Below are 24628 nucleotides of genomic sequence, written 5' to 3'. Positions count from 1 at the left end.
GCGACGACCCGACCCGGCTCCCGTACGACAGGAACTACTGGACTTACCAGGCGGGGTTCTCGGGGCCGTCTCCGAAGTCCGGAATCGGCAGCCGGGCGCCGTCCTGGCGCGCCGACTCGAGCGCGATCACGCCCGGCAGCGTGAACCTGGCCGCCTTCCAGGCATTCACCGGCGGCTGCGTCTTGGTCGTCACCGCCCGGACGAAGTCGTCGGCCAGGAAGTGGTGCGAGCCCTCGTGCCCGTTGTGCGCACCCTCGAACTCCTTGGGCAGCCGGCTGCGGTCCTGCACCTTGGCGTTTCCGGAGGCGAAGCTCTGCATCAGCGCCGGGTCGACGTCCCCGAAGCCCTCGGGCACCTGGGTGCCGCGGGTGTAGAAGAGGTCACTGATGTCGAGGGTGTCGCCCTTGCGGTAGTCCTCGCCCTCGGTCTTGATGCTCCAGGTGGCGCCGTGACCGGTCTGCTCCATCACCGACTCGGTGCCGTAGAAGCGGAACCGGGACTCGTGTCCCTGCCAGTAACCGACCCGGCGGAACTCGTTGGTGCGCATCGCGCCGCCGTCGGCGAGGTGGAACAACGCGCTCATGTTCGAGAAGTCGTTGCCCCACAGCGAGACGTTCTTGTCGAAGACGCCATCCCCGCGGTCGTCCTTGATGCCGATGCAGCTGACGCTGGTGGCGTACGTCGGCAGCGCGCCGAGGACACCGCCGATCGCGTGCGTCGGGTAGAGCATGGGCGGGTAGCTGGCGGTCCTCTTCCAGTCATCGCCGCCGCTGTACTGGTAGGCGGCGTAGAAGCCGTTGTCCATGTCGTGGATGTAGTCGCCCTCGGAGTAGAACACCCGCCCGAACGCACCTTCGGCGACCTTGCCGCGGGCCCAGACGACGGCGGGGTTGTAGTAGCTGGTCTCGCCCATCATGTAGATCAGGCCGGTCTCGGTGACCTTGTCGATGATCGCCTTGATCTCGTCGACCGAGATGGCCATCGGCACCGCGGAGTAGACGTTCTTGCCCGCCTCCAGCGCCTGCAGCACCAACGGGCCGTGGGTCCAGCGCTGCGTCATGACAGCGACCGAGTCCACCTCGTCGGATGCCAGCATCTCCTCGGCATCGTTGAAGATGCCGGCCAGGTCGTACTTCTCCTGGTGCTCCTTTGCACGCTCCGGAACGACGTCGCAGGCGTACACCGCCTCGACGTCGGGATGCTTCTGCCACAACGAGATGAAACTGCGGGCGAACTGCCCCGTACCGATGACGCCGATCTTCATGTAGATCATCCTTGCTGCTGGTCTTGATCATGTTCGGGGCGAGGACCGCCCTGCCGGCTCCACACCGGCGCGCTTCGTCGCTGCTGCGAATCGTGTCAATGTTCCCAGGTCCGCCCCGCCACCCTCTCGGTCACTGGGCACAGATGGCAGCAGAAGTCCGGAGTCGGACTCGACGAGGTCGCCGAAGCCTGGACGACCCGCCGCCGGGCGTTCCTCAGGTCACGCAGAGGTACCCGGCGCGATGTGTCGCCCCTGGTGAGCGACCGACCGCGCCGGGTACCGGCTTCCCGGCCGCGGCTCAGGGCGTGACGCCGAAGCCCGCGAGGAACGCCAGGTCGTCGGGCTGGTCGATGCGGTACTCGTCGTCGGTGCCGGTGCAGTTGGGGCTGACACCGAACGACGTGACCGCGACGACGGTGTTCGCGCCGTGGAACGTCGGGCCGCCGGAGTCGCCGAAGCAGGTGCCGCCCTGGTGGACCTTGCCGTTGTTGTTGCTGAACCGCGCGGCCGTGCCGTACGGCAGACCCATCAGGCCCTCCAGGGTGACGAGCTGGGTGGTCGCCTGCTCCCGGGTGTCGCCACCGACGTCACGGCCCGGCAGGACCTTGTTGAGGCCGTACCCGACGACGGTGAAGAGGGCGTCGTGCCGCGGACCGGTCCGGAACTGGTCCAGGAAGCCCTGCGTCGGCAGTTTGCCGTACGTCGGCATCGACACGGAGTCCTGCAGGTCGAGCACCCCGGCGTCGTGGAGATAGAACGCGTCTGGGTCGAACTGCGGGTGCGGGTGGGACGTCGCGCGGTGCCAGCTGGGCGAGGAGTTCAGGGCGGTGGACCAGTCGCGGTAACGCTGGGCGTTCTGGTCCCGGCCGTACGACGAGCTGGGCTTGAGGATGTCGAAGTTGGGCTTCTCGTCGAAGTTGATCCACACGTCGTCGCCGCCCGACCCGGATCCGCCGTTGGCGGTGGTGGACGCGCCGTTCAACCCGACGGCGTACGTGCAGTGGCCGGCGGTCAGGGCGATGTGGCCGTTCAGCAGCGTGCCCGAGCAGGTGAACCACGAGCCCGGATCGTCGAAGCGGCTGTCGGCCTCGTCGGGCACGTAGAACAACAACTCCCCGACGAACGGGTGCCGCTGGCCGTCGGGCGTACCGTGGGTGATCGCCTGGGCCGGTACGGTGCCCACGATCACGGCGAGGACCGCCGCCACGGCGACGAGCAGGATTCTGGTGCGCATCCGGGCTCCTCTGTCAGGTGCGTGGTTGCCGCATGTGGTGCGCATATCGTGCACCCGAACGTGGGCGGTCGTCAGGGGCGGAGCGGACGGAAGTACTCGCACGGCGGCCCGGCCACCTCGGCGATGGCCCGGAGCAGGATCCCGTCACCCACCGGCGGCCGGTCGGGCACCAGGTCGGTGAGCGGCGCGGTGCCAAGGCCGGGGGCGTAGGCGTCCAACGCGGCCAGTTTGGCGGCTCCTGCCTCTGGGGGCCATCCGGCCGCCACGACGTCGTCGGCCGACGTCCCGACGATCCCGGTGGTACCAAGCTCACCGCCCGGCACGAGCCCGGCGAGGCGCTCGCGGGCGGTGGCGACGTCGTCGGAGCGGACGCAGCCGCCCAGCGTCAGGGCCGGGGTGTCGGTGCGTCCCAGGAGGTCGAGTGCCCGCTGGACGGCTTCATGTACGCGCACGTGGTCGGGGTGACCGGTCACCCCGTCGACGCCGACCGTGACGAGGACGTCCGGCCGGTCGTCCGTCACCAGGCGCCTGACAGCGTCCGCGATCTCGGCCAGGTCCCCGGCGGCCAGCGAACCCGGCCCCGCGTCACCGACGTCGCGCCAGCGTCCAGGGACGACGACACCGAACCGGCGTACGCCGAGCGCGCCGCACGCGGAGGCGTACCGCGAGAGTCCCGCGACGGCCGCCGCCTCGAGGGCGTCGTGATCGGACCGGTCCAGCGCGCCACGTGCCGGTCCCGCCCCGATCGCACCGGCCTCGCCGGCCGTGAGGGTCGCGAGCCGAACGTCACCTCCGGCCGCGGCGCACGCGGCGAACGTCGCACCGCCGAAGAATGTCTCGTCGTCGGGGTGGGCGAACACGCCGAGCACCTTCCGTCCGGTCACCAGCGCACCCAGGTCTGCGAACGTCCCAGCCATCACCCCACCCATCTTCGGTGATCATGTTCGCGATGACGAAACCCGTTGGCACCGCTCGACTGCCGACTTGACCGAGGCGACCGTAGCGGGCAACGTCGGCCGCGGACTCCGGGGGATCCCTTCTTGTACGACAGGGCGACGGGCCGGGGGCCCGTCCACTCACCTCGGATTGCTGGATGAACCGGACCCTCCGCATCGTTCTCGCCGCCACCACCGGCATCCTCGTCGTGACCGGTGGCGTCGTGGTGGCGCTGGGCGCAGATCGTGGCCACTTCTGGACTGCGGACCGCACTCCGACCGCCACGCCGTCGCGATCGGCGACGCGCACCCCCGAGCCCACGACGTCGCCTGCAAGGTCGCCGACAGCCACGCCGAAGCCGTCGAGCGCTCGGGCAGGGTCGCGGTCGCCGTTCACGGGCCTGCCGATGGGCGGAAGGGCTCCGAAGCGCGTCCTCGCGGTGAAGATCGACAACGTACCGGCAGCCCGGCCTGCCACGGGCCTGTCCCGAGCGGACATCGTCTACGTCGAACCGGTCGAAGGAGGACTGGCCCGGATCCTCGCCGTCTTCTCCTCCCGGATGCCGGCCACGCTCGGACCCGTTCGGAGTGCGCGGGAGTCGGACATCGAGTTGCTACGCCAGTTCGGGCAGCCGGCGTTCGCCTACTCCGGCGCGAACTCCACGGTGTTCTCGCGGCTTGCCAAGGCCCCGCTGTACGACGTCTCACCAGCGCACGCCGGTGCGGCGTACTTCCGTGGCCGTTCGCGACCGATTCCGCACAACCTGTACGCCAAGCCGGGTCAACTGCTGGCCCGGGCACCGAAGGCGAGCGCCGCGCGCGACATCGGCTTCCGGTTCGGGACCCAGCCGGCGGGCGGCCGGGCCGCGACATCGCACCGAGTCAGCTACCCGTCGTTCCGTGCCGACTTCCACTGGGCGGCGAAGCAGCACCGCTGGCGGGTGGCCATGGACGGCACGCCGATGCGGGCCACCGACGGCGCGCCGCCTGGTCCGGCGACGGTCGTGGTGCAGTACACCGACATCCGGCGTACGGCGCTGAAGGACTCGGCGGGCAACTTCTCGCCGTACACCGAAAGCGTCGGCTCCGGCCGAGCGCTGGTGCTACGGAACGGCCGTGCGTACGACGCCCGCTGGTCCAGACCGCGTGCTGCCGCGGGTACGAGTTTCACCACAGGTTCTGGCCGTCCGATGACCTTCGCGCCGGGACAGACCTGGGTCGTGTTCGCTCCCAGGTGATGGTCGCGTCGGTCCGCGCCGCCCGTCAGTCCCAGACCTGGGCGTGCTTCTCGAAGATCTCCCGATCACTGTGCAACGGGATCACACACAGGAGGTGACCGCCGGGAGCACGCAGAATCCGGCAGTCGAGCCACCGGTTGACCTCCACAGCCCCGAGACCGACCAGCCGCGCGGTCTCGGCGTCCACGTCGTCGGTCTCGATGTCCAGGTGGTAGCGAGCCTGGTCGTCGACCGCCTGGATCGCCATCACCAATCCCGGGAACGCCTCGGGCAGACCGGTGAACTGCTCCTCCCCGGGGACCGGCCGTGCCGGAACTCCCAGCGCCGCCGACCAGAAGCCCGCCGCGGCAGGCACCTCGTCACGGGGTACGTCGATGAGGAGTGTGGAGAAGCGGCTGCGATGCACGTCGGCACTGTAACAACGCACTGCCTTCTCCCGGTTCGTCCCGAGCTGCGCGCGGCCGGCTCGTCGCTGTGGCTGAGGTCCTCCGGAGCCAGGTGGAAGATGGGGTGGTTGGCATTCCTGTCGTACCGAAAGAAGGTCCGGGATGTACGACTCCGGCACACTTGAGAGCCTGAGCCAGGCGGAGTGCCGTCACCTGCTTCGCGAGACCAGGATCGGCCGGTTCGTGTTCTGGGACCGGACTCATTTCGCCGTCCACCCGGTGCGGTACATCTGTGAGGACGACGCCCGGATCCTGTTCCGGACGGAGAACGGGGCCAAGGTGGAGGCCGGGTCCCAACACCGGGACGTGAGCGTGGAGATCGACCACATCGACCCGATCAACGGGCACGGTTGGAGCGTCGTGGCCAGCGGCCCGGCCGGCCACATCACCGACCCGTACCAGGTCGAGCATGTGCTCAGCGAGCTCCCACAGCCCTGGGCATCCGACGCGGGCAGGGAGGTCGTGTGCGTCTACGTCGACTTCCTCGAGGGCCGGCGGTTCCAGGCGCCCGCGTTCTTGCCGTAGCGAAAGTACGACGAGCCTCGGTAGCCGGTGAACGTCGTCAAGATCGGTTCCCTGTCCGTGGACGCCCTCGACCTACATTCCCCTGGTAACGTCGCTTCCCCCGCGGCCGAACCGGGTGGCTGCGCGGCGACGCAGGAGGCAGTTGTGCTCATCGACGGAATCATCACCGCTGTTGTCGTCGGCGCCATCCTCGGCGCCCTGGGACGTCTCGTGATTCCCGGGAAGCAGAAGATCGGCTGCCTGCTCACCGTCGGCATCGGGATCCTCGCAGCACTCCTCGGCACCGCCGTCGCCCGAGCTCTCAACGTCGCGCACACCCCTGGCATCAACTGGATCCAGCTCGCGATCCAGATTGGATTCGCTGCTGTGGGGGTGGCACTGGTCGCAGGAGGAACACGCCGCCGCTGAGTCAGCGCGCGGGAGCCACCAAACCTTCCAAATCTCACCGAAGGCGCATTACGTCACCGTCGAGCCGTGGTTCGAACTGCGGCGCGCGAGCACCGCGCGGGAGACTGACAGCCCCGGACGAGGAGATCCACCGCTCATGACTGACGACAGCACCCGCCTCGCCGTTCTGATCGACGCCGACAACACCTCCTCGAAGCTGATCAAGGAGATGTTCGAGGAACTCGCCGGCTACGGAACCATCACCGTCAAACGGGCCTACGGCGACTGGACCAACCCGCACCTGACCGGCTGGCGGGACGTACTCCTCGGCAACGCCATCTCGCCGCAGCAGCAGTTCGCCTACACCTACGGCAAGAACGCCACCGACTCGGCGTTGATCATCGACGCCATGGACCTGCTGTACTCCGGCAACGTCGAGGGCTTCGCCATCGTGTCCAGTGACAGCGACTTCACCCCACTGGCCACCCGGCTACGGGAGTCGGGCAAGCGGGTCATCGGCGTCGGGGGACGCAAGACACCGAAGGCGTTCGTGGAGGCGTGCGAGAAGTTCGTGTTCCTCGAAGTCCTCGCCCGCGACCAGACCACGACTGACACGACCGACACGACCGAACCGACGAAGGCAGAACAGCCGCGTCCCATCCAGAGCGTGCTGACCAAGGCGCTGAACAGGGTCGACACCGATGACGACGACTGGGCTTCGCTCAGCGCGCTCGGCAACCACCTGAACCGCACCGACCCGGCGTTCGACGCACGCAACTACGGGTTCGGCAAGCTGAGCGAACTGGTCAAGGCGCAGCCGTTCCTCGAGACCAAGACAGTCGTCGGAACCGGCGGTCGCGGCCGGCTGTGGCTGCGGCTGAAGGGGCGTCGGCCCGCCGAGGAGAAGCCGGCGGTGACCGAAGCGGCGAAGAAGACCGTCAAGAAGGCGGCCGCGAAGAAGGCCACCAAGGAGGTCGCCAAGAAGGCGGCCGCGAAGAAGGTCGCGTCGAAGACCGCGAAGAAGGCGCCGGGCCGGTCTCCTGGGTGACTGCGGCCCAACCAGGCAACGAGGGCGGACGATGGACGACGACGAGTTCTACCGGTGGTACGGCCCGTGGGTGAGCCTGACCCCACCCGAGGTCGCCGCCCTGATGAACGGCATCTCCGTTCCCTGGTGGATCTTCGGTGGCTGGTCGATCGAGGCGTTCACCGGCCGCGCTCGGGAACACGAGGACGTCGACGTCGGGTTCTTCCTGCTCGATCAGCACCGCTCTGGACTGAGCTAGGACAGGGGCAGGGGACCGCGTTCGAGGACCTCGGCGAGCCGACGGGCAGTGGCGGTGAGCGCCTCCTGGTTCTTCGTCCACACGTTCCAGCCCAGGTGGGTGAAACCGATGTGCAGCTCGTAGCAGTGGTGACGGGTGGCGGCATCGACGAGCGCACCGGGCTCGGCCCGCACACTGGGGTCCCGCAGCAGGCCGGTCAGCGGGTCGGCAGCGGCGATCCCCGGATGCCACGGCGCCCAGAAGGTGCACCAGGCGGCATCGAAGAGGAAGTCTCCGCGCACCGAACACTTCCACGACAGCACCGCCTCGATCCGCCGAGCGTCCGGGCTCACCAGTACGTTGCCGTGCAGCAGGTCACCGTGTACGAGGTCGCGACGCTCCGGGCAGGCGTCCACCAGGGACCGAACCTGTTTGGTCACCTCCGCGGACAGCGCGGCCAGCTCTCGATCCTCGGCAAGCGCCTCGGCCCATCCGTGCACCACCTTGTCCGGGTCGTCGGCCAAGCCGGAAAGGAGGAACTCCCGCCAACTGAGCGTTGACGGCGGCTGGTGCCAGACCACCGGGGAGTCCGGAGCCGCCGGCGCTCGGTAGAGCGCGGCGAGCAGGCGGGTGAGGGTCGGGCCGATCGCGTCGGCCTGCTCGACCGGGGTGTCCTCCAGGAACCGCCCGTGGTGACGTACCGAGATGGCGTACGCCCGTCCGGACGCGGTGGTGCCCACCTCCCTGACCTCCGGCACGGGCAGGTCCGGACCGGCGAACGCCATCGCCATCCGGTCGGCTTCGTACCAGTTCGCGTCCGGACCGAAGCGGACCACGAGCTCCTCGCCGCCCGCGCGGTAGGCCCACGCCGACGACCAAGCTCCGCCCGACAGCGGCTCGAGATCCTGCACGCCACCAGGCCGTCCGGCCAGGAATGCCTCTACCTCGTCCTGCTTCAGCTCGTCCACGCCCATCGCGCCAGTATCCGGCACGCGCTGGGTAGGTAAGGGAGCAGGCTCGCGTCATACCCCGGCGTTCATGCTGGTGCCGGGCTGACCGCAGGAGCACCCCAGGCTCCCTGAGCGATTCCGTCAGCCGAGATTCAGGGTGTGGTGCGGCTCGGTGGCCGCCGCGAGGGCGCCGGTCGAGTCACCGAGATGCCTGGCGCTGTTGACCAGGCCGACCATGCTGAACGCCTGAGGCGTGTTGCCGAGCTGCCGGCCCGTGCGGGGGTCGTACTCCTCGCTGAGCAGTCCGACGTCGTTTCGCAGCGAAAGAAGGCGTTCGAAAAGCTGCCGTGCCTGGTCCTGGCGCCCCAGAGCGTGCAGGGCGTCGACGAGCCAGAAGCTGCACGCGAGGAACACTCCCTCGCTCCCCGCAAGCCCGTCGACGTTCTCGTGGCCCGGGTCGTAGCGCAATACGAAACCGTCGACGCTGAGCTCACGCACGATGGCGTCGACCGTGCCGGCGACCCGCGGGTCGGTCCAGGGCAGGAAGCCGGTACGAGGGATGAGGAGCAGGGCCGCGTCGAGCCCGCTGGAGCCGTAGTACTGCGTGAAGGTGTTTCGTTCGGCGTCGAAACCGTGCCGGCACACCTCGGCGCGCACTTCGTCCCTGAGCGCGCGCCACTTGTCGACCGGCCCGTCCAGATGGTGGCGTTCGACCGCCTTGATCGCCCGGTCGAACCCTGTCCACGCCATCACCTTGGAGTGGACGAAATGCTGGCGCGGCCCCCGCACCTCCCACAGGCTGTTGTCCGGCTCGCGCCAGTTGCCTTCGAGGAAGTCGAGCAGTGCGCGCTGGAGATCCCACGCCTGGTCGGTGGCGCCGATGCGAGTCTCCCGAGTCAGGTGCAGGCCGTCGAGGACCTCGCCCCACACGTCCAGCTGGAACTGGTCGGCGGCGGCGTTTCCGACCCTGACGGGCGACGAGCCGCCGAACCCCTTCAGCCAGTCCAGGGTGTACTCGGGCAGGCGGCGGGTGCCATCCAGTCCGTACATGATCCGGAGGTCTGCCGGATCGCCGGCCGCCGCACGAAGCAGCCAGTCACGCCAGGCCTTGGCCTCGTTCACGAACCCGGCGCCGAGCAGGGCCTGCAGGGTGAAGGTGGCGTCCCGGAGCCAGCAGTACCTGTAGTCCCAATTGCGCTCTCCGCCGAGTTGCTCCGGCAGCGAGGTCGTGGCCGCGGCGAGGATGCCCCCAGTCGGTGCGTACGTCAGAGCCTTCAGGACGATCAGCGCCCGGCGGACCTCGTTCGACCAGGCCCCGGTGTAACGGCACTGCTCGATCCAGCCGGTCCAGAACGCCTCGGTCTCCCCCAGCGCCCGGTCGGGATCGACCGGACTCGGCGGCGAGTGGTGGGATGGCTGGTACGTCAGTACGAACGGAACCCGCTGCCCGGCCCTGACGGTGAACTCGCTGTGGGTGGTCAGATCACGTCCGTGCAACGGAGCGTCCGTACGCAGCCAGAGCGAGTCCGGCCCGGCGACGGCGCACAGATCCGTCGAGTCCCGCCGCACCCAGGGGACGATGTGCCCGTAGTCGAAGCGGATCCGCAGCTGCATGGCCATCGGCACCGACCCGGACACGCCCTCGACGATCCGGACGATGTCGGCCGCGCGGCCTCGGGGCGGCATGAAGTCGATGACGCGGACCGAACCGGTCGGGGTGTCCCACCGCGTCTCCAGGACCAGCGTGTCGTCACGGTAGCGCCGCGAGGTGGCCTGCCCCGGATCGCTGCCGTCACGCCCGGCCGGCGCGATCCGCCAGTGACCCGCCTGCTCGTCGTGGAGGAGCGCCGCGAAACAGGCGGACGAGTCGAACCGCGGCATACATGCCCAGTCGATGGAGCCGTCGAGACCGACCAGGGCAGCCGTCTGCAGGTCGCCGATCATGGCGTAGCTCTCGATCGAGGCGGGCACGAGCCGATCCTTTCGACGGGGTGACAACGGAGCGCCGAGCTTAGGACGTCAGAGTGTGAGAACGACCTTGATGTCGTCGGGCTCGGCGGTGACCGCCTCGCTGAACCGCTCGAGCGGGACTCGCCGGCTGATCAGGCGGTTCAACCAGTCTAGGTCCGCGTCGGCCAGCGCTGTCGCGGCGGCGGCATAGTGGCGCTGGTTCGCGTTCACCGAACCGATCACCACGTCGTTCTCCAGCACGATGCTCCGGTTCGTGGCGCCGGCGTCGATATTCAGCCGGTGCCCACCGGCCGACACCCCCGTGAGGCAGACGATGCCGTACGGCGCGGTGGCGGCGATGGCGTCGAAGACCACCTCGCCCACCCCGGTCGCCTCGATCACGACGTCCGGCTCCAGCCTGGCCACCACGTCCCTGACCGGATCGGAGTGGTACTCCGCCCCCAGATCCCTTACCGCGTTGGGTTTCTGGCCATCCTTCACCAGATCGACGACGTGTACGTCGAGGCCGCGCTGTCGGCCGATGAGCGCCGCGAGCAGTCCGATGGGGCCTGCCCCGGTGACCAGGACTCGCTGCGGCTCGAACCACGACCGCGCGCCTACCCGGTCGACCTGTTCCCACGCCTTGGCGACCACGCTGGTCGGCTCCACCAGGTTTCCGACCGACTCCAGCCGCGGGTCCACCCGGATCGCGTAGTCCTTCTTCACCGTCCACAGCTCGCTGGCGTACCCGTCGAGCTCCTTGATCCCGCGCTCGGTGTAGCGGCCGTTGCGGCACATGTCGAACTCGCCCCTGGCGCAGGCCCCGCACGGCACCGGATCCGGCCGGCGGACCACCCCCACCACCAGGTCGCCGCCGACGAACCCGCTGCCGCCGGGCGCACTGACGACCCGGCCCAGCGACTCGTGTCCCAGCACCAGCCGGGACGCACCGGGAGGAGCCCAGCCGTAGTGGCCACCGATGATCTCCCGGTCCGTTCCGCAGATCCCTATCGCCAGACCGCGTACGAGCAACTCGCCGTCCTCGGGTGAGGGATCGGGAAGCTCCTCCACCGACACCGGGATCGAGGTGCCGTTGCAGGCAGTGCCCGGCTGGACGGTCAGTGCGCGCATCTGGCTGGCTCCGAATCTGACTCGTGTTTCGGGTCGGATCGCTCGTGGGCGGACAAGATCGATGTCCTACCCAGACATCCGACCCTCACTCACGCCTCGTTGACGACTACAGGCGTGGAGTGCAAAGACTTGTCCAAGGCGCTCTTCGAGTTCGGCGGCCGAGATGAGGACAGCGGTCGGTACGCCCCGGTCGGTGAGCGTGATGTGCTCGTGCTGGGCAGCGCGTCGGGCAAGCTCGCCGATCCGACCGCGGGCCTCAGCGATGGGATACGTAGACGTCATCCACGTAGTGGGCTTCTGCATTACATTCCAGGCTATTTCCCGTCAGACGCAAGGCGGACGTAGCCATGCATGAAGTACGCACCGAACGACTCGGCAACCGGCGCCGGCAGGCGGGACGCGTTCCGCTCCGGGTCGGAGTGGGATAGTGCTCGGTGGCACCCCAGTCGCCCGGTGCCGGACACTGAAGACGCGGAAGACGCATCGGGTACGCAGGACGCCATGACCGGAAGTGAGCGTGCAATGGCGAGGCCGAAGGGGCAGCAGCACGGGGACGGACCACGATCGACCCGCACGAAGGTGGCGGAGCTCCGGGCCGAACAGGCACGTCAGGCGCAGCGCCGCCGGCTGGCCGTCGTGGCAGCTGCGGTGGCGGTGGTGCTGGTGGTGATCGCCGCGATCGTCGGGATCTACCTGACCAGAGGCGGCAACAGCACCCAGCAGGCCGGCGGGAGCGGAGTCCAGCCGTCGGTGGAGAAGGCGGTGACGACCGTTCCGGCCCAAACCCTGGCCTCGGTCGGCAAGGGCAGCGTCCAGCAGTGGCCCCAGGCGGTGAAGGCGAAGCCGATCACGGCGGGCGGCAAGCCGAAGGTGCTCTACGTCGGGGCGGAGTACTGCCCCTACTGCGCGGCCGAGCGGTGGTCGATGGTGGTGGCGTTGAGCAGGTTCGGCACCTTCAAGAACCTCGGTACGACACACTCCGCCTCGGAGGACGTCTACCCCAACACCGCGACGTTCAGCTTCCACGGCGCCAGCTACTCCAGCCGTTACCTCAGCTTCGTCGGCAAGGAGCTGACCACCAACAAGCGCAGCGGGAACGCCTACACGCCGCTGGACAAGCTGACGGCGGCCGAGGAGGCACAGATCAAACAGGTCACAGGTGGTGGCCAGCTGTCGTTCCCCACCGTGGACTTCGGCGGGCGCTATCTGGTGTCGGGCTCGCAGTACGACCCCTCGGTCCTGCAGGGCAAGACGATGGAGCAGATCGCGTCCGCGCTGAAGGACCCGAACGATCCGGTCGCCAAGGCCGTCGTCGGTTCGGCCAACACGATCATCGCGACACTGTGCAAGCTCACCGGCAACCAGCCCGACAACGTATGCGGGACGAGCACCGTCAAGCAGCTGCAGAGGCACCTCGATGCCTCAAGCTAGACGGCCTCGCCCCGGCACCAGTCCGACGACCAGCGCCGCACGCGAGGAAGCCGGCATGCCTGGTAAGCCTGGTGCGCCCGGCACGCCCCAGGCATCGCGGATCGCGCCTGCCTGGGCCGCCCCGGCGTCGCTGGTGTTCTGCCTGGTGGGGCTCGGCCTGTCCGCCTATCTGACGTACGCCCACTTCACCAGCGCGAGTGCACTGGCCTGCCCCGACAGCGGAACGATCAACTGCATCAGGGTCACCACCAGCCCGCAGTCGATGCTGTTCGGTGTCGTCCCGGTCGCCGTCGCCGGCCTGGCGTACTTCGTCGGCATGACGGTCCTCTGCCTGCCGGCTGCCTGGCGGTCAGGATCGGCGCTGGTGCGGTGGACGCGCCTCGCCGGCGGGGTCGCAGGTGTCGCGATGGTCTGCTACCTGATCTACGTCGAACTCCTCGTCGTCGGCGCGGTCTGCCTGTACTGCACCGCCGTCCACGTCGTGACGTTCTTGCTGTTCGTCGCGATCCTCACCGCCGACGTCCTGGCCACCGGGCCCGGGGACAGCCACGACCTACCCTGATGTCCCCCGCCACTAGTTGCTGCCGGCGCGGACCAGGCCGCATTCGTAGGCGAGAACGACGGCTTGGACGCGGTCGCGCAGGCCGAGTTTGCTCAGGATCCGGCTGACATGGCCCTTCACGGTCCCCCCGGTGAGGCAGAGGCGGGCAGCGATCTCGGCGTTGGACAGTCCGCGGGCGATGAGCTCGAGTACTTCGCGCTCTCGTTCGGTGAGGGCGCGAAGCTCGACCTCGGAAAGGGGCAGTGGATCGGTGTTGGTCCCGATGTGGCGTTCGATCAACCGTCTGGTCACGGTCGGGGCGACGATGGCGTCGCCGCGGGCGACGGCGCGGATCGCGGACAGCAGGTCAGGGGCGAGGGTGTCTTTGAGGATGAATCCGCTGGCGCCGGCGCGCAGGGCCGTGTAGACGTATTCGTCGAGGTCGAACGTGGTGAGGATCAGTATCCTGGGCCCGTCGGGGATCTCGGCGCGGATGCGGCGGGTGGCCTCGACGCCATCGACGTCGGGCATCCGGATGTCCATCAACACGACGTCGGGCGCGGTCTCGGCCGCCATCGCCGCGGCCCGAGCACCGTCCTCGGCCTCGCCAACGACGTCGATGTCGTCGGCGTTCTCGAGGATCATTCGGACACCGGCACGGAGCAGCGCCTGATCGTCGACCAGGAGTACGCGGATCATGCGATCGACGTTTCTGCGAAGGGGAGTCGGGCTCGTACGACGAAACCACCGTGCAGCCCTGGACCGGCGAACAGCTCTCCACCCAGCAGTTCCGCCCGCTCGCGCATGCCGCGAAGCCCGTTGCCGACGCCATCGGGGGCAGGCACCGCGGCACCGTTGTCGCTGATCTCCACTCGGAGTTCGTACTTTCCATACGTGAGACTCACCTGGGCACAGGCGCCCGGACCGGCATGCTTCATGGTATTGGTCAGTGCCTCCTGGGTGATCCGGTACGCCGACAGGTCGACGGTCGTGGGGAGAACTCCTGGTGCTCCGTCGATGTGCAGCTGCACATGGGTGCCGGCCTGGCGTACCTGGTCGATGAGGTGGGGCAGCCGGTCGAGCCCTGGTACGGGATGGGGAGAGCCGTTCACCGGCCCGACGGCGGCGAGCACCTGGCGCATGTCCGCAAGCGAGGCCCGCCCGGTCTCGACGATGGTGGCAAGTGCGGCGAGGGTGTCCGCGGGCCGCTTCTCGAATACCGCTGCACCGCCCTGTGCCTGCATGACGATCACGGAGAGGCCGTGTGCCACCACGTCGTGGAGCTCGCGGGTGATCCGGCTGCGCTCGGCGGCCGCGGCGAGGGCGGCCTGTTGGTCCCGTTCGCGTTCGAGGTCACGCGCCCTCGCGGTGAGCTCGTCGAGGTACGCCCGGCGGCTCTGGACGCTTGACCCGATTGCCCAGCCGGCCACGAGAATCGGGCCGAGGATGGGGATGCCTCCCCAGCCGGTGGGTCCCAACGACGCTTCCATCACCTTCCCATCCGTCACTTTCCCCGGGACGGGTGGGCGAAAGAGGGGACTCGGCGGAGGTTCGTCACCCAGGGGAACGTCTCCAGGCATGCTCGGTTTGGCCAGCTCGACGGGCTGCAGCGGCCTGTCGTCCTCGATGGGATTCTGGTAGGTCCAGCCATCGCTTCGCTCGTCGAGTCCGACGTGGACGGACCAGCCCACCGCCGCGAGCAGCGTGAGGCCCAGGAGAGCGAGTGACGTCCTGCGACGGCATCGGGTGGCAATGGTGTAGACGATGAGCGGAGCGGCCAGGTCGGCGGGTACCGGTCCGGCGATCAGGGCCATGTGGGTTATCGCGGCGACCGTGGCGGCGGCCAGCGCTGGAACCGGCCACCGGCGGCGAACCGCTACGGCCACCACGCAGCTCCCGGTCGCCACCCACCAGATCCAGAGCTGGATCGGCCGAGGTTCGTCAATCGCCCCGTAGATCTTGACGATTCCCAGGCGGGCATCCTTCATCGCGACCGAACTGACGAAGAGCACGACAGCCACGCCGGCGTCCTGGACCGCCGGCCTGCGTAACCAGGCCCAGAGGGCCGCTGCGCGCTCGTACATGCCAGCGCGAGCCTACGTGCTATCGGCGAGGGGGAACTCTGCCTGAGGACAGCGTCTGGACCATGACCGCAGACAGGTGCCGCCTCAGCTGCACCTGGCAGGTGACCGTTGCGGATCCGGATGGCACCCAGGCCCCAGCGTGTCGGAAGACAGGCGACGCCTCATGTCTGGCGACAGATGCACGGCGGGCCGGTGGGTTCGCAGGCTTGTGCGCATGAATCTACGAAGATTTCTCGCCGCTGTGACGGCCCCGTTGGCCGTTCTCGGCACGACCACCGTGGCAGGAAGCCTGCCGGCGCAGGCCAGCGCGCAGCCAGGCCCGCTGTCGACCGTGAAGTGGAAAGCCTGTCCCGAGTACTCCGACCAGGTTCTGGACTGGATGGGGGTCCGCGACAAGGCGTGGTTCCGGGCGACGATGGCCCGGATGGACTGCGGAACTGTCGAGGTTCCGCTGAACTACGCCGATCCCTCCGGCCGGTCGATCAGCGTTGCGGTGACCAGACTTCCGGCAACCGACCACGCGCACCGGTTAGGCAGTCTCGCCGTCAACCCGGGCGGTCCGGGCGGCAGCGGTTACCTGATGCCGATCGAGCTGAGCCAGCCAGGGGCGCCGACCGCGAAGCTGAACGAACGGTACGACCTGATCGGCTTCGATCCGCGCGGTGTCGGCTACAGCACGAAGGTCGACTGCGAGGCCGGCGGCCCTGCGGGCGTACAGGCACAGGGCTTGGCCGGCCTGCAAGGCTGGGCGGGTCTGCAGGGCTTGCAGGCGCAGGGTGTTCAGGCGCAGGGTGTGTCGCCCAGCCAGATCACCGAGGACGACGCCAGGCAGATGTACGACAAGCAGGTGCAGGCGAACAAGGACTGCGCCCAGGCTGATCCGGCGTTCATCGGACAACTGACCACCGGCAACGTGGCTCGCGACCTGGACCGGATCCGGATCGGGCTGGGCGAGAAAAAGCTGAGCTACCTCGGGGTGTCCTGGGGAAGCTGGCTGGGCCCGGTGTACCGCAGCCTGTTCCCGGGCAAGGTCGCCCGGATGTGGGTCGACAGCGTCGCGCCGCCGGACCCGCGGATGGACGCGTTCGAAGCCGGACGGGCGAAGGCCACCGCGATGGACTTCTCCCGGATGGCGGCGTGGATGGCGAGGTTCGACGACACGTACGGCTTCGGCACGACACCTGAGCAGGTCGAGGCCGCCTTGGCTGAACTTCGGCGGGACTTCGACGCCCATCCCAGGACGTTCACCGACCTCGAGAGGCCTGTCGACGGGTTCGTGATCGCGATCTCGGCCGCCCAGCCGTCCGTGGCCTGGCCGCTCGCAGCCAAGGTTCTCGCGGAGTTGCGAGATGCGACCGGTCCGACCGCCCCGCCCACAGTCAAGGAGGTGCTCGGTGGCGGCGAGCGCACCCCACCGCCGGCCGGAGTGCCCGAGATGGACAACAGCACGGCGAACCAGGCGATCTTCTGCAACGGAGACGGCGGTGCACGCGACTTCGACTCTGCGTGGGCGGCCTACCAGGACGGCCTGACGCGTTACCCCGTCACGGGCGTGTTGAGTTTCCCCGTTCCGTCGTGCGCCGGCTGGCCACTGCCCGTCGAACACATCCGGCTCCTGCACACCGGAGGCTCGTTGCAGCTGTCGGGGCACCGCTACGAGTCCGTTTCGGCGTACGAATGGACCGGTGACATGCAGGATGCGGTCGGCGGGGAGGTCTTCACCGTCGAGGACGACATGCACGGCTCAGCGTTGATGGAACCCGGCTGCGCCACCCACGTCGTCGCTTACCTCGACACCGGCGACCCCGGCGCAACCGGATGTCAGGGCGTACCGGTGCCGACCGGACCGGACGAGCTACCGAAGGCCGGAGCCCAGCTCGCGGGCAGTCAACCGCAGTTTGGGGCGATGTCGGCGGGCCGCTAGACACGTCGCTGCGGTGGTGATGTCGGCCTTCTCGAGGCCTGCACGAGGAACGGCTCTCACCGCCTAGCGCACGAAGCACGATGGCCTCGATCCCTTCCAGGGCGAAGGGGTCGAGGCCTTCGTTACGACCAACAGCCCTCAACACCCGGACCAACCTGCGCCGACCTTTGAGGTCGAAGTGGCTAGCCCGCCGCGAGGCGTTCGCGCCGTGCGAGTTCGGCCTCCGTCGGCACCTCGAAGTCCATCTCCCCGATCGGGATCTCACCGTCGCGGACGTAGGTGTTCAGCATCACCCCGGTCTTCGAGACCCAGCTGTCGACCAGCTTCAGCGCCCGCGGGAGCGTGCCGCCGTCGAAGAGCCGCTTGCCGGAGCCGAGTACGACGGGAAAGATCCACGTTCGGAACTCGTCGATCAGGTCGTGCCGCAGCAGCGTCTGGACCAGCCCGGGGCTGCCGTGCACCTGGAGCTCGGGCCCGTCCTCGCACTTCAGCTTCCTGACGTACTCCGCGACATCCCCGGGGATCAGCGTCGAGTTGTTCCACTCGACCCGATCAAGCGTCGTGGAGGCAACGTACTTGCGGGTGCTGTTGAGATGGTCGGCGACGGGCCCCTCGTCGTAGGGCCAGTGCGCGGCGAAGATCTCGTACGTGCCGCGGCCCAGCAGCAGCTCGTAAGAAGTCTCCGAGGGCCGGTTCAGCATCTCCTCGTCGAAGTAGGTCACGGCCCAGCCGCCCATGGTGAAGCCGCCGGTCGGGTCCTCGTGCGGTCCGCCGGCTGCCTGCACGACTCCGTCCAGTGAGACGAACGACGGGACGGCGAGAGTTCTCATCGGTTGCTCCTTCGCGTAGGGGGTCTTCTCCCTCTACAACGAGCGCCCGCGAGAAACTCATCGGTCCAGTGTCAGCGGGAGCCCGAACATCACGAAGTACGCCGAACCGTCGAAGGAAGTGATCTCGGCAACCCGTCCGTCCTCCACCCGCAGCACGTCGATCGCCAGCGGCCTGAACTCCGTCTCCCCCGATGCCCGTAGGTAGTGGGCGGCGCCCGGCTGGCGGTTCGCCCGGACGGGCACACTCCGCAGGGTGCCGAACGCCGGGTCGAACGCCGGAGCAGCCGCGACCATGATCGCGGCGCGCCCCTCGTACCACGTCGGATGCGGCGGCATCGTCAGACGTGCGTCCTCGCGCAGCAGCGCCGCGAGTGCGTCGGCGTCCGCGCTCTCGTGCGCCTCGACGTAGCGGCGTAGCAGCTCACGCTCCTCAGGCGTCGGCTCCGACCTCCTACGCCAGGTCGTCCGCTCTCCGAGGTGCTGCCGAACTGTGCCCCGAGCACGCTGCACGGCGCTGTTCGCCGACGCGACGGTGGTCTCGAGGAGCGACGCGGTCTCCTTGGCGGACCAGCCGAGGACGTCGCGGAGGATGAGCGCTGCCCGTTGGCGGGGCGGCAGGTGCTGGATCGCGGTGATGAAGGCGAGCTCGATGGTCTCCCGGGCGACCACGACCGCGCCCGGTTCCTCCTCAGGCGCCGTCACCTGGTCGAGCAGCCGGTCGGGGTACGGCTGGATCCACGGCAGGTCCGCCGGTGGGGACAGCGGGACCGTCGGATCCGCGGCAGGCGCGACGTCAGGTGGCAGCACCCGCCGGGAACGAGAGCGGAGCTCGTCCAGACACGCGTTCGTCGCGATCCGGTAGAGCCACGCCCGAAACGAGAAGCGCCCGTCGGCACCGAAGGTCTCCCGGCTTCGCCAGGCGCGCAGGAAGGTCTCCTGTACCAGGTCCTCGGCGTCCTCGAGCGAGCCGAGCATGCGGTAGCAGTGCACCTGCAGCTCACCGCGATGGCGTTCGAAGAGCGCGGCGAACGCGGACTCGTCGTGAAGGTCCAGCGGCTCGGCTGAGCTCATCGGTCAGGCCACGTCTCCGCTGGGGGTGATCGCACGAGGGGTCACGAGCGACGCGTGATCGCGTCCGGCATCGGGTAGACGTCGACCGGGCCCAGGCCGGCCACGACGGCCGGGTCGGCCGAACGGATGGCCTGTACCTGTTCGGGGGTCTCCGCCTCGACGACGGCGACCCCCCAGAAGCCGGCCGGGTCCGCGACCGGTCCGAACGCCACCGCGGTGCCCTTGTCCGCGAGGGCCTGCCAGTAGGCGACGTGTTCGCGCATGACCGCCACCTCGGCCTCGGTCATGGTGGAAGGGAAGTCCGGCCGGGGCACGAACCTGTAGAGGAAGTAGCTCATGCGTACTTCAGCTACCACCGATCGCCGAGATCTGTCCAGCACACCGGCTCACGTCGCCGGGTGAGGGATTCGCCGATGTGACGCACGCCCCGCAGGCCCGAGGCGCCCGGCTCACTCGGTCGGGAACGCCTGGTCCCCCTCGCGCCGCTCCCTGTTCCCCGCGACCATGAGACCCGGGCGTCCGAGGGACTGCCCCGCGGTCTGGCGGTTGTGCGGGTGGCGGTAGCCCATGCGCACCAGGCGTCGAGGCTTCGACGAGCGGTTGATGTCGGACCCGTGCACGGTGTTGATCGTCATGAGTACGACGTCACCGGCGTTCGCCGGCACCGGCACCGTGTCGGCCAGGCGGTACTTGTCCATCGGCAGGTGCGGCGAGCACGGACCTTCCTCGGTCTCGGTGATGTGCTCCAGCGCCCCGCCCTGATGCGAGCCCTCCAGGAAACGGATCTCGCCGTTCTCGCTGTTGGTGTCGTCCAGGTGCAGAAGTACGTCGATGAACCTGCCGTCGTCGTGCTTGTAGAACGGGTGGTCCTGGTGCATCGGGAACGGCATCCCCGTCTCGGGCACCTTCACGTGCATCGTCGTGTGGTGGAACTCCACGTCGGGCCCCAGCAGCTTCGACAGTACCGCCACCAGCCTCGGGTTGGAGATCGCCCGCAGCCAGGGGGCCGAGTAGTACTGCAGATCGTGCATGCCGGCGAACTTGCCCGCCCGTTCGGTCTCCTCGTCCATGTACGCCTGCCGCCACGGCCCGGTCCACTCCGAGTCGCGGTTGGCCCACTCGACGATCAGCCGGTCCAGCTCCCGCTTCAGCTCGGCGGTCTCCTCAGGGCTGAACACCTGAGGGACCCGCAGGTAACCCCGCTCCCAGAAGAACTCCGCATCGGCGTCTGTGAGCACCTGGCCCTGCCCGACGGTCGCGGTCATGACGACCCCTCCAGTTGTTCGGTCACCAACAACCCTCAGCGTCCCACAGTCACTGCGGCGAACGCTGCGGTGGAACGCGATCACGACCATATGTGGCTACGAGCGGGCCGGCGGCCATCGCTCCCGTGGGTGGCGTCCTTGCTTCCACTCAGCGGTCGCGCCAGCGGAAGTCGCAGCCCACCGCTTTGTGGTCGGAAGGGAACACCCCGTCGACAGCGTCGCCCGCGATGACCGCGGACTCGACGTCGACGAGCTGGTCCTCGTGGCCGGGACGGAAGAAGATGTGGTCGATTCGCTGGTCGACCAGCTCCGGCCCGGCCCCCAGCGGCGCCGACGGGTGCGTCGAGGGCAACGTGACGGCATCGGCGGCGCAGGCCACCAGCACCGGCAACGGACCCGCCGGATGCGCGACCGTGGCCCTGAGGACGACCGGATCCCACGCACGGTGCCGTGCGGGCATCGCGATCACCTCCTGCTGCACGATGGGCCAACGGCTGAGCAGCGCGACTCCCAGCTCCACCCCGGCATGGTCGGGCCGGGTCGGCGGGTCGGGCGCCGCTGGATACGAGGGCGCGGCGAAGGTCGCGTGGAGGCCGAGCTGCTCGGCGAGTTCGTGCGCCTGGGTCGTACCGTCGGCGCTCCACACCTCCTGCACAGCCACGACGTCGGGCGTGAAGCGCTCGATGGTGGTGAGAATCCCGGGCTGCCGGTCACGCCATCGAGCTCCGAACCGCCACCGGAGGTTCCACGGTCATTGCCCGCAGCCGATGGTCTGCCATCCGCCGCAGCCCAACGACACGCCCGTACGCCGAGGGTCGGTGCGTCGTCGTCGCCGGATCATGCGGAGACCGGGCACGCCGACCGACGTTCCGGCTCCTGCTGCCTGGCCGCAGGGACCGATCGGTGTAGCAGGGCGTAGCCGACGAAGCTCAGCAGGGCCGCGGCCACCGCGACGATCCCGAGCGGCACGGCGGTTCCGGCGCCGGCGAGGCCGACGAGTGGTGCGGTGAGGCCACCCAGGGCGAACCGTGCCAGGCCCAGCAGCGAGGAGGCCGAACCGGCGACGTCGGGATAGTTCTCCAGCGCCAGCGACGTGGCGGGCGGCGTCGTGACGGCCACCCCGCTGACCATGGTGAGCAGAGAGAGGACGATCGCCGCCAGCGGCAGGTGAGCGACCGCCGTGACCAGCACGCCGCTCGCCCCGGCCACGACCATCCCCTGGCCGACGACGAGGGTGCCGCGAACCGACCATCGCGCCGAGATCCGTCCGGCGAGGAAGCCGAAGGTGACGAACCCCAGCGAATTGAGGCCGAACGCGAGCCTGCGGTGAGAGCCCGTAGATGCCCTGAAGCACGAACGTCGCACCGCTGAGGTAGGCGAAGAGGGCGGCGTTGACGAACCCGGTGAGGAGTACGGCGCCCAGGAAGACGCGGTCCGTCAGCAGCCGACGGAACACCCGGCCGCTTTCGGCCAGGCCGCCCGAGTGTCGCCGGGCCGGCAGGAGCGTCTCCCGCACCACGCCGGCGCTGGCGACCAGGATGGCTCCACCGACCACGGCGAGGAACCCGAAGGCGCCGCGCCAGTCGGTCAGCTTGGCGAGTTGCCCGCCGATGACCGGACCGACGATGGCCGCCAGTCCGGCGAGCACCGTGAGCCGGCTGTAGTACCTGAGCAGCCGGGCGCCGGAGTACAGGTCGCGGCCGGCCGCCTGGGCGATGACGATGCCGACCGCCCCGGCCAGTCCCTGCACCAGGCGCGCGGCCACGAGCGCCTCGATGGTCGGGCTCACCGCGCACCCGACCGAGGCGACGATGTACGCGAGCAGACCCACCAGCAGCGGCCGTCGCCGCCCGAACCGGTCGGAGAGCGGACCGGCGACGACCTGACCGGCGGCGAGCCCGAGCAGGCACGCCGTGACGGTGAGCTGCGCGGCCGACGTACTCGCTGCGAGATCGTCGGTGAGCGCGGGCAGCACCGGCAGGTAGAGGTCCATCGAGATCGGCCCGAAGACCGTGAGCAGGCACAGAACGGCGACCATCATGGGCGGAGCAGCACCTTGATCGCGCGCCGCTCGTCCATCGCCTGATACGCCTCGGCGGCCTTCTCCAGCGGCAGCTCCAGGTCGAAAACCCTGCCTGGGTTGAGCTTCCGCTTCCAGATCAGGTCGATCAGCTCGGGAAGGTACTGCCGAACCGGTGCCGGCCCGCCGTGCAGGTGCACGTGGGAGAAGAACAGCTCCGCGCCCGGCAACGCGACGTCGTGGGAGACGCCGACGTAACCGACGTGCCCGCCCGGACGGGTGGCCCGGATCGCCTGCATCATCGACTCCTGCGTACCGACCGCCTCGATCACCGAATGCGCGCCGAGACCGCCGGTCAACTCCTTGATCCGGGCGACACCCTCGTCACCGCGCTCGGCCACGATGTCGGTGGCGCCGAACTCACGCGCGAGGTTCTGGCGGGACTTGTGGCGGCTCATCGCGATGATCCGTTCCGCGCCGAGCTGCCGGGCGGCGAGTACGCCGAGCAGGCCGACCGCGCCGTCACCCACGACCGCGACCGTCCGGCCGGGGCCCGCCTGCGCGGCGACTGCGCCGAACCATCCGGTGCCGAGCACGTCGGAGGCGGCCAGCAGGCTCGGAATCAGGTCGGCGGCGGGCTGATCGGGGGTCGTGACCAGGGTGCCGTCAGCGAGGGGGACGCGGAGGTACTCCGCCTGCGTACCGAGCGCACCCATCGGCACCCGGTTGACGCAGGAGGTCTGGTAGCCGGCCCGGCAGTTCTCGCACGTGTTGTCGCTGGCGAAGAACGAGCCGACGACGAACTGCCCCGGCCGGACCGTGGTGACCTGCTCACCCACCTCCTGCACGACGCCGACGTACTCGTGTCCCATCGGGACTGGGCCGTCGACGGTCTCGATCCCGCGGTAGGGCCACAGGTCCGAGCCGCACACACAGGCGGTGGACAGCCGAATGATCGCGTCGGTGGGCTCGACGATCGTGGGCTGGTCCCGGTCCACGACGCTCACGTCGCCAGGGGCGTTCAGAACTGCTCCTCGCATATCGGACTTCCTCACGGGGTTGGGGCGATGGCACCGGTGATGCGGTGCTGTCGGCGGCCCGGCTCCTCACCCGGCCGACCGTCTCCCATGAAAGCGCGGCAGGCGCGCGGGCGGGAGGTCGCGTTTGCGGGGGTAGAAGCTCGACCCCTTTGGCGACAGCGAACCCGAGGGTGGCGGTCGTACCGTGGGGGCGTGGACAACCGCTCCGACATCCGTGACTTCCTCGCCACCCGGCGTGCCCGGCTCAGCCCGGAGCGAGTCGGGCTGCCCTCCGGAACCGGACGCCGCCGGGTGCCCGGCCTGCGGCGCGAGGAGGTCGCGGTCCTCGCGGGAGTGAGTACGGAGTGGTACACCCGGCTGGAGAAGGGCCACATCAGCGGCGTCTCCGAGGACGTCCTGGACGCGGTCGCCCGGGCGCTTCAACTCGACGAGGCCGAACGCGTCTACCTCTTCGACCTGGCCCGGGCCGCGAAGCCCTCCCGTACGCCACCGCGACGGACCAGGGCCCGGGTCCGCCCGGCGGTCCAGTGGATGCTCGACTCGATGACGGGTTCGGCGGCATTCGTCCGCAACGGACGGATGGCCATCCTCGCCATCAACCCGCTCGGCCGGGCGCTGCACGCACCGATGTTCGACAGCGACACCACCGACGAGCGCGGCCAGGTCAACATCGCGCGGTTCCAGTTCCTGGACCCGAGGGCCCACGACTTCTATCCGGACTGGGAACGCGCGGCCAACATCACCGTCGCCCTGCTGCGCTCCGAAGCCGGCCGTCATCCGTACGACAAGGCACTGCGCGGGCTCGTCGGCGAATTCTCCACCGTCAGTGCGGAGTTCCGCGCCCGGTGGGCGGCCCACAACGTGCGCATCCACTACAGCGGCGTCAAGCAGTTCGCCCACTCCGACGTCGGCCTGGTCGAGATCACCTACCACTCCATGGCCGTGTCGGCATCGGAGAACGAGGTGCTCGACATGACGATCTACACCGCCGAGCCCGGATCCACCTCCGATGACCGGCTCAGGCTGCTCGCCAGCTGGGCGGCCACCCACCCCACGTCGACTCAGAACCCTGTAGAGGAAGTGAAGTAGGTAGCTTG

25 protein-coding genes and 2 pseudogenes are annotated in these 24628 nt (G+C 69.1%); 9 read left to right on the top strand and 18 right to left on the bottom strand.

Translation table 11 applies throughout. The features are described 5' to 3' along the window. Window positions 1-43: 43 nt before the first annotated feature. The 3 genes from BLU27_RS07515 to BLU27_RS07505 form a co-directional block, all read right to left on the bottom strand. Window positions 44-1264, bottom strand: coding sequence for a Gfo/Idh/MocA family protein (locus BLU27_RS07515; RefSeq protein ID WP_172804904.1), 1221 nt, complete (start codon window positions 1262-1264; stop codon window positions 44-46). 298 nt (window positions 1265-1562) lie between these two features. Further along, on the bottom strand, window positions 1563-2498 hold the full coding sequence (locus BLU27_RS07510) for a trypsin-like serine protease (RefSeq protein WP_157728291.1): 936 nt from the start codon (window positions 2496-2498) through the stop codon (window positions 1563-1565). A 71-nt stretch (window positions 2499-2569) separates the two neighbouring features. Beyond that, window positions 2570-3415, bottom strand: a complete 846-nt coding sequence (locus tag BLU27_RS07505; RefSeq protein WP_172804903.1) for a PIG-L family deacetylase — start codon at window positions 3413-3415, stop codon at window positions 2570-2572. Window positions 3416-3591: 176 nt separating this feature from the next. Here BLU27_RS07505 and BLU27_RS07500 point away from each other — a divergent pair, with 176 nt between their 5' ends. Next, window positions 3592-4671: a DUF3048 domain-containing protein gene (locus tag BLU27_RS07500; RefSeq protein ID WP_092651860.1), complete on the top strand. Its 1080-nt coding sequence runs from the start codon at window positions 3592-3594 to the stop codon at window positions 4669-4671. A 25-nt stretch (window positions 4672-4696) separates the two neighbouring features. Here the strand turns inward: BLU27_RS07500 and BLU27_RS07495 are convergent, their stop codons facing one another. Next, on the bottom strand, window positions 4697-5077 hold the full coding sequence (locus BLU27_RS07495; protein ID WP_092651858.1) for a VOC family protein: 381 nt from the start codon (window positions 5075-5077) through the stop codon (window positions 4697-4699). A 142-nt stretch (window positions 5078-5219) separates the two neighbouring features. Here BLU27_RS07495 and BLU27_RS07490 point away from each other — a divergent pair, with 142 nt between their 5' ends. The 4 genes from BLU27_RS07490 to BLU27_RS07475 all read left to right on the top strand — a co-directional run bounded on the left by BLU27_RS07490 (window position 5220) and on the right by BLU27_RS07475 (window position 7315). Next, window positions 5220-5642 (top strand): pyridoxamine 5'-phosphate oxidase family protein, encoded by a 423-nt coding sequence (locus tag BLU27_RS07490; RefSeq protein WP_092651856.1) that lies wholly within the window; start codon window positions 5220-5222, stop codon window positions 5640-5642. A gap of 27 nt (window positions 5643-5669) precedes the next feature. Then, window positions 5670-6050: a GlsB/YeaQ/YmgE family stress response membrane protein gene (locus BLU27_RS07485; RefSeq protein WP_241827837.1), complete on the top strand. Its 381-nt coding sequence runs from the start codon at window positions 5670-5672 to the stop codon at window positions 6048-6050. Between the two features lie 136 nt (window positions 6051-6186). Next, window positions 6187-7077, top strand: coding sequence for an NYN domain-containing protein (locus tag BLU27_RS07480; RefSeq protein ID WP_092651854.1), 891 nt, complete (start codon window positions 6187-6189; stop codon window positions 7075-7077). 31 nt (window positions 7078-7108) lie between these two features. After that, window positions 7109-7315, top strand: coding sequence for a nucleotidyltransferase domain-containing protein (locus BLU27_RS07475; protein ID WP_092651852.1), 207 nt, complete (start codon window positions 7109-7111; stop codon window positions 7313-7315). Here the strand turns inward: BLU27_RS07475 and BLU27_RS07470 are convergent. The 4 genes from BLU27_RS07470 to BLU27_RS31145 form a co-directional block, all read right to left on the bottom strand. After that, on the bottom strand, window positions 7312-8268 hold the full coding sequence (locus BLU27_RS07470) for a phosphotransferase family protein (protein WP_092651850.1): 957 nt from the start codon (window positions 8266-8268) through the stop codon (window positions 7312-7314). The two genes, BLU27_RS07475 and BLU27_RS07470, sit on opposite strands and share 4 nt — an antisense overlap. Window positions 8269-8385: 117 nt before the next feature. Then, window positions 8386-10215: a glycoside hydrolase family 15 protein gene (locus BLU27_RS07465; RefSeq protein WP_172804902.1), complete on the bottom strand. Its 1830-nt coding sequence runs from the start codon at window positions 10213-10215 to the stop codon at window positions 8386-8388. 48 nt (window positions 10216-10263) lie between these two features. After that, entirely contained in the window at window positions 10264-11325 is a 1062-nt protein-coding gene (locus BLU27_RS07460) for a glucose 1-dehydrogenase (protein WP_092651848.1), read from the bottom strand. 66 nt (window positions 11326-11391) lie between these two features. After that, window positions 11392-11607: a type II toxin-antitoxin system prevent-host-death family antitoxin gene (locus tag BLU27_RS31145; protein ID WP_422386097.1), complete on the bottom strand. Its 216-nt coding sequence runs from the start codon at window positions 11605-11607 to the stop codon at window positions 11392-11394. Between the two features lie 219 nt (window positions 11608-11826). Here BLU27_RS31145 and BLU27_RS07450 point away from each other — a divergent pair, with 219 nt between their 5' ends. Together BLU27_RS07450 and BLU27_RS07445 are read left to right on the top strand one after the other, a co-directional pair. Next, window positions 11827-12756 carry a DUF929 family protein gene (locus BLU27_RS07450; RefSeq protein WP_157728290.1) on the top strand — a complete coding sequence of 310 codons (930 nt, stop codon included), beginning with the start codon at window positions 11827-11829 and terminating at the stop codon, window positions 12754-12756. Window positions 12757-12811: 55 nt separating this feature from the next. Then, window positions 12812-13318, top strand: a complete 507-nt coding sequence (locus tag BLU27_RS07445) for a vitamin K epoxide reductase family protein (protein ID WP_092651842.1) — start codon at window positions 12812-12814, stop codon at window positions 13316-13318. 12 nt (window positions 13319-13330) lie between these two features. Here the strand turns inward: BLU27_RS07445 and BLU27_RS07440 are convergent, their stop codons facing one another. Further along, on the bottom strand, window positions 13331-13996 hold the full coding sequence (locus BLU27_RS07440; protein WP_092651840.1) for a response regulator: 666 nt from the start codon (window positions 13994-13996) through the stop codon (window positions 13331-13333). Further along, window positions 13993-15381 carry a sensor histidine kinase gene (locus BLU27_RS07435; RefSeq protein WP_092651838.1) on the bottom strand — a complete coding sequence of 463 codons (1389 nt, stop codon included), beginning with the start codon at window positions 15379-15381 and terminating at the stop codon, window positions 13993-13995. Before BLU27_RS07435 ends, BLU27_RS07440 begins: the two co-directional genes overlap by 4 nt. Window positions 15382-15544: 163 nt before the next feature. Here BLU27_RS07435 and BLU27_RS07430 point away from each other — a divergent pair, with 163 nt between their 5' ends. After that, window positions 15545-17305: an alpha/beta fold hydrolase gene (locus BLU27_RS07430; protein WP_241827835.1), complete on the top strand. Its 1761-nt coding sequence runs from the start codon at window positions 15545-15547 to the stop codon at window positions 17303-17305. Window positions 17306-17487: 182 nt separating this feature from the next. On the opposite strand, the gene BLU27_RS07425 is transcribed toward BLU27_RS07430, so the two are convergent. The 8 genes and pseudogenes from BLU27_RS07425 to BLU27_RS07395 form a co-directional block, all read right to left on the bottom strand. After that, window positions 17488-18135, bottom strand: a complete 648-nt coding sequence (locus BLU27_RS07425; protein ID WP_092651834.1) for a dihydrofolate reductase family protein — start codon at window positions 18133-18135, stop codon at window positions 17488-17490. Between the two features lie 57 nt (window positions 18136-18192). Continuing rightward, the gene (locus BLU27_RS07420) at window positions 18193-19206 is read right to left on the bottom strand and encodes an RNA polymerase subunit sigma-70 (protein WP_092651832.1); all 1014 of its coding nucleotides are present in this window, start codon (window positions 19204-19206) and stop codon (window positions 18193-18195) included. Window positions 19207-19247: 41 nt separating this feature from the next. Further along, window positions 19248-19544, bottom strand: a complete 297-nt coding sequence (locus BLU27_RS07415) for a YciI family protein (protein WP_092651830.1) — start codon at window positions 19542-19544, stop codon at window positions 19248-19250. Between the two features lie 111 nt (window positions 19545-19655). After that, window positions 19656-20471: a phytanoyl-CoA dioxygenase family protein gene (locus tag BLU27_RS07410; protein ID WP_092651828.1), complete on the bottom strand. Its 816-nt coding sequence runs from the start codon at window positions 20469-20471 to the stop codon at window positions 19656-19658. A gap of 148 nt (window positions 20472-20619) precedes the next feature. Continuing rightward, window positions 20620-21207, bottom strand: a pseudogene (locus BLU27_RS07405) (endonuclease/exonuclease/phosphatase family protein); the annotation flags it as partial. A 101-nt stretch (window positions 21208-21308) separates the two neighbouring features. Next, window positions 21309-21836 carry an MFS transporter gene (locus BLU27_RS30805; protein WP_277869286.1) on the bottom strand — a complete coding sequence of 176 codons (528 nt, stop codon included), beginning with the start codon at window positions 21834-21836 and terminating at the stop codon, window positions 21309-21311. A gap of 16 nt (window positions 21837-21852) precedes the next feature. Then, window positions 21853-22464, bottom strand: a pseudogene (locus BLU27_RS30800) (MFS transporter); the annotation flags it as partial. Between the two features lie 44 nt (window positions 22465-22508). Continuing rightward, the gene (locus BLU27_RS07395; RefSeq protein WP_092651824.1) at window positions 22509-23531 is read right to left on the bottom strand and encodes a zinc-dependent alcohol dehydrogenase family protein; all 1023 of its coding nucleotides are present in this window, start codon (window positions 23529-23531) and stop codon (window positions 22509-22511) included. 192 nt (window positions 23532-23723) lie between these two features. Between BLU27_RS07395 and BLU27_RS07390 the strand changes: the two genes are divergently transcribed. Further along, window positions 23724-24620 carry a helix-turn-helix transcriptional regulator gene (locus tag BLU27_RS07390; RefSeq protein ID WP_197681727.1) on the top strand — a complete coding sequence of 299 codons (897 nt, stop codon included), beginning with the start codon at window positions 23724-23726 and terminating at the stop codon, window positions 24618-24620. The last annotated feature ends 8 nt before the right edge of the window (window positions 24621-24628 follow it).

It is taken from the genome of Actinopolymorpha singaporensis (genome assembly GCF_900104745.1).
In the GTDB taxonomy this organism is placed as follows: Bacteria; Actinomycetota; Actinomycetes; order Propionibacteriales; family Actinopolymorphaceae; genus Actinopolymorpha; species Actinopolymorpha singaporensis.
The sequence above is the reverse complement of the archived record's forward strand: the minus strand, read 5'-3'. Positions and strand labels throughout refer to the sequence as shown.

What these genes read in the sequence shown, in the direction of transcription:
- BLU27_RS07460 (WP_092651848.1), bottom strand. Translation starts at nt 11,325, where the DNA reads ATGCGCGCACTGACCGTCCAGCCGGGCACTGCCTGCAACGGCACCTCG.
- BLU27_RS07395 (WP_092651824.1), bottom strand. Translation starts at nt 23,531, where the DNA reads ATGCGAGGAGCAGTTCTGAACGCCCCTGGCGACGTGAGCGTCGTGGAC.
- BLU27_RS07510 (WP_157728291.1), bottom strand. Translation starts at nt 2,498, where the DNA reads ATGCGCACCAGAATCCTGCTCGTCGCCGTGGCGGCGGTCCTCGCCGTG.
- BLU27_RS07505 (WP_172804903.1), bottom strand. Translation starts at nt 3,415, where the DNA reads ATGGCTGGGACGTTCGCAGACCTGGGTGCGCTGGTGACCGGACGGAAG.
- BLU27_RS07430 (WP_241827835.1), top strand. Translation starts at nt 15,545, where the DNA reads ATGTCTGGCGACAGATGCACGGCGGGCCGGTGGGTTCGCAGGCTTGTG.
- BLU27_RS07410 (WP_092651828.1), bottom strand. Translation starts at nt 20,471, where the DNA reads ATGACCGCGACCGTCGGGCAGGGCCAGGTGCTCACAGACGCCGATGCG.
- BLU27_RS07420 (WP_092651832.1), bottom strand. Translation starts at nt 19,206, where the DNA reads ATGAGCTCAGCCGAGCCGCTGGACCTTCACGACGAGTCCGCGTTCGCC.
- BLU27_RS07500 (WP_092651860.1), top strand. Translation starts at nt 3,592, where the DNA reads ATGAACCGGACCCTCCGCATCGTTCTCGCCGCCACCACCGGCATCCTC.
- BLU27_RS07470 (WP_092651850.1), bottom strand. Translation starts at nt 8,268, where the DNA reads ATGGGCGTGGACGAGCTGAAGCAGGACGAGGTAGAGGCATTCCTGGCC.
- BLU27_RS07445 (WP_092651842.1), top strand. Translation starts at nt 12,812, where the DNA reads ATGCCTGGTAAGCCTGGTGCGCCCGGCACGCCCCAGGCATCGCGGATC.
- BLU27_RS07450 (WP_157728290.1), top strand. Translation starts at nt 11,827, where the DNA reads ATGACCGGAAGTGAGCGTGCAATGGCGAGGCCGAAGGGGCAGCAGCAC.
- BLU27_RS07415 (WP_092651830.1), bottom strand. Translation starts at nt 19,544, where the DNA reads ATGAGCTACTTCCTCTACAGGTTCGTGCCCCGGCCGGACTTCCCTTCC.
- BLU27_RS07515 (WP_172804904.1), bottom strand. Translation starts at nt 1,264, where the DNA reads ATGAAGATCGGCGTCATCGGTACGGGGCAGTTCGCCCGCAGTTTCATC.
- BLU27_RS31145 (WP_422386097.1), bottom strand. Translation starts at nt 11,607, where the DNA reads ATGACGTCTACGTATCCCATCGCTGAGGCCCGCGGTCGGATCGGCGAG.
- BLU27_RS07440 (WP_092651840.1), bottom strand. Translation starts at nt 13,996, where the DNA reads ATGATCCGCGTACTCCTGGTCGACGATCAGGCGCTGCTCCGTGCCGGT.
- BLU27_RS07425 (WP_092651834.1), bottom strand. Translation starts at nt 18,135, where the DNA reads ATGAGAACTCTCGCCGTCCCGTCGTTCGTCTCACTGGACGGAGTCGTG.
- BLU27_RS07490 (WP_092651856.1), top strand. Translation starts at nt 5,220, where the DNA reads ATGTACGACTCCGGCACACTTGAGAGCCTGAGCCAGGCGGAGTGCCGT.
- BLU27_RS07475 (WP_092651852.1), top strand. Translation starts at nt 7,109, where the DNA reads ATGGACGACGACGAGTTCTACCGGTGGTACGGCCCGTGGGTGAGCCTG.
- BLU27_RS07435 (WP_092651838.1), bottom strand. Translation starts at nt 15,381, where the DNA reads ATGTACGAGCGCGCAGCGGCCCTCTGGGCCTGGTTACGCAGGCCGGCG.
- BLU27_RS07480 (WP_092651854.1), top strand. Translation starts at nt 6,187, where the DNA reads ATGACTGACGACAGCACCCGCCTCGCCGTTCTGATCGACGCCGACAAC.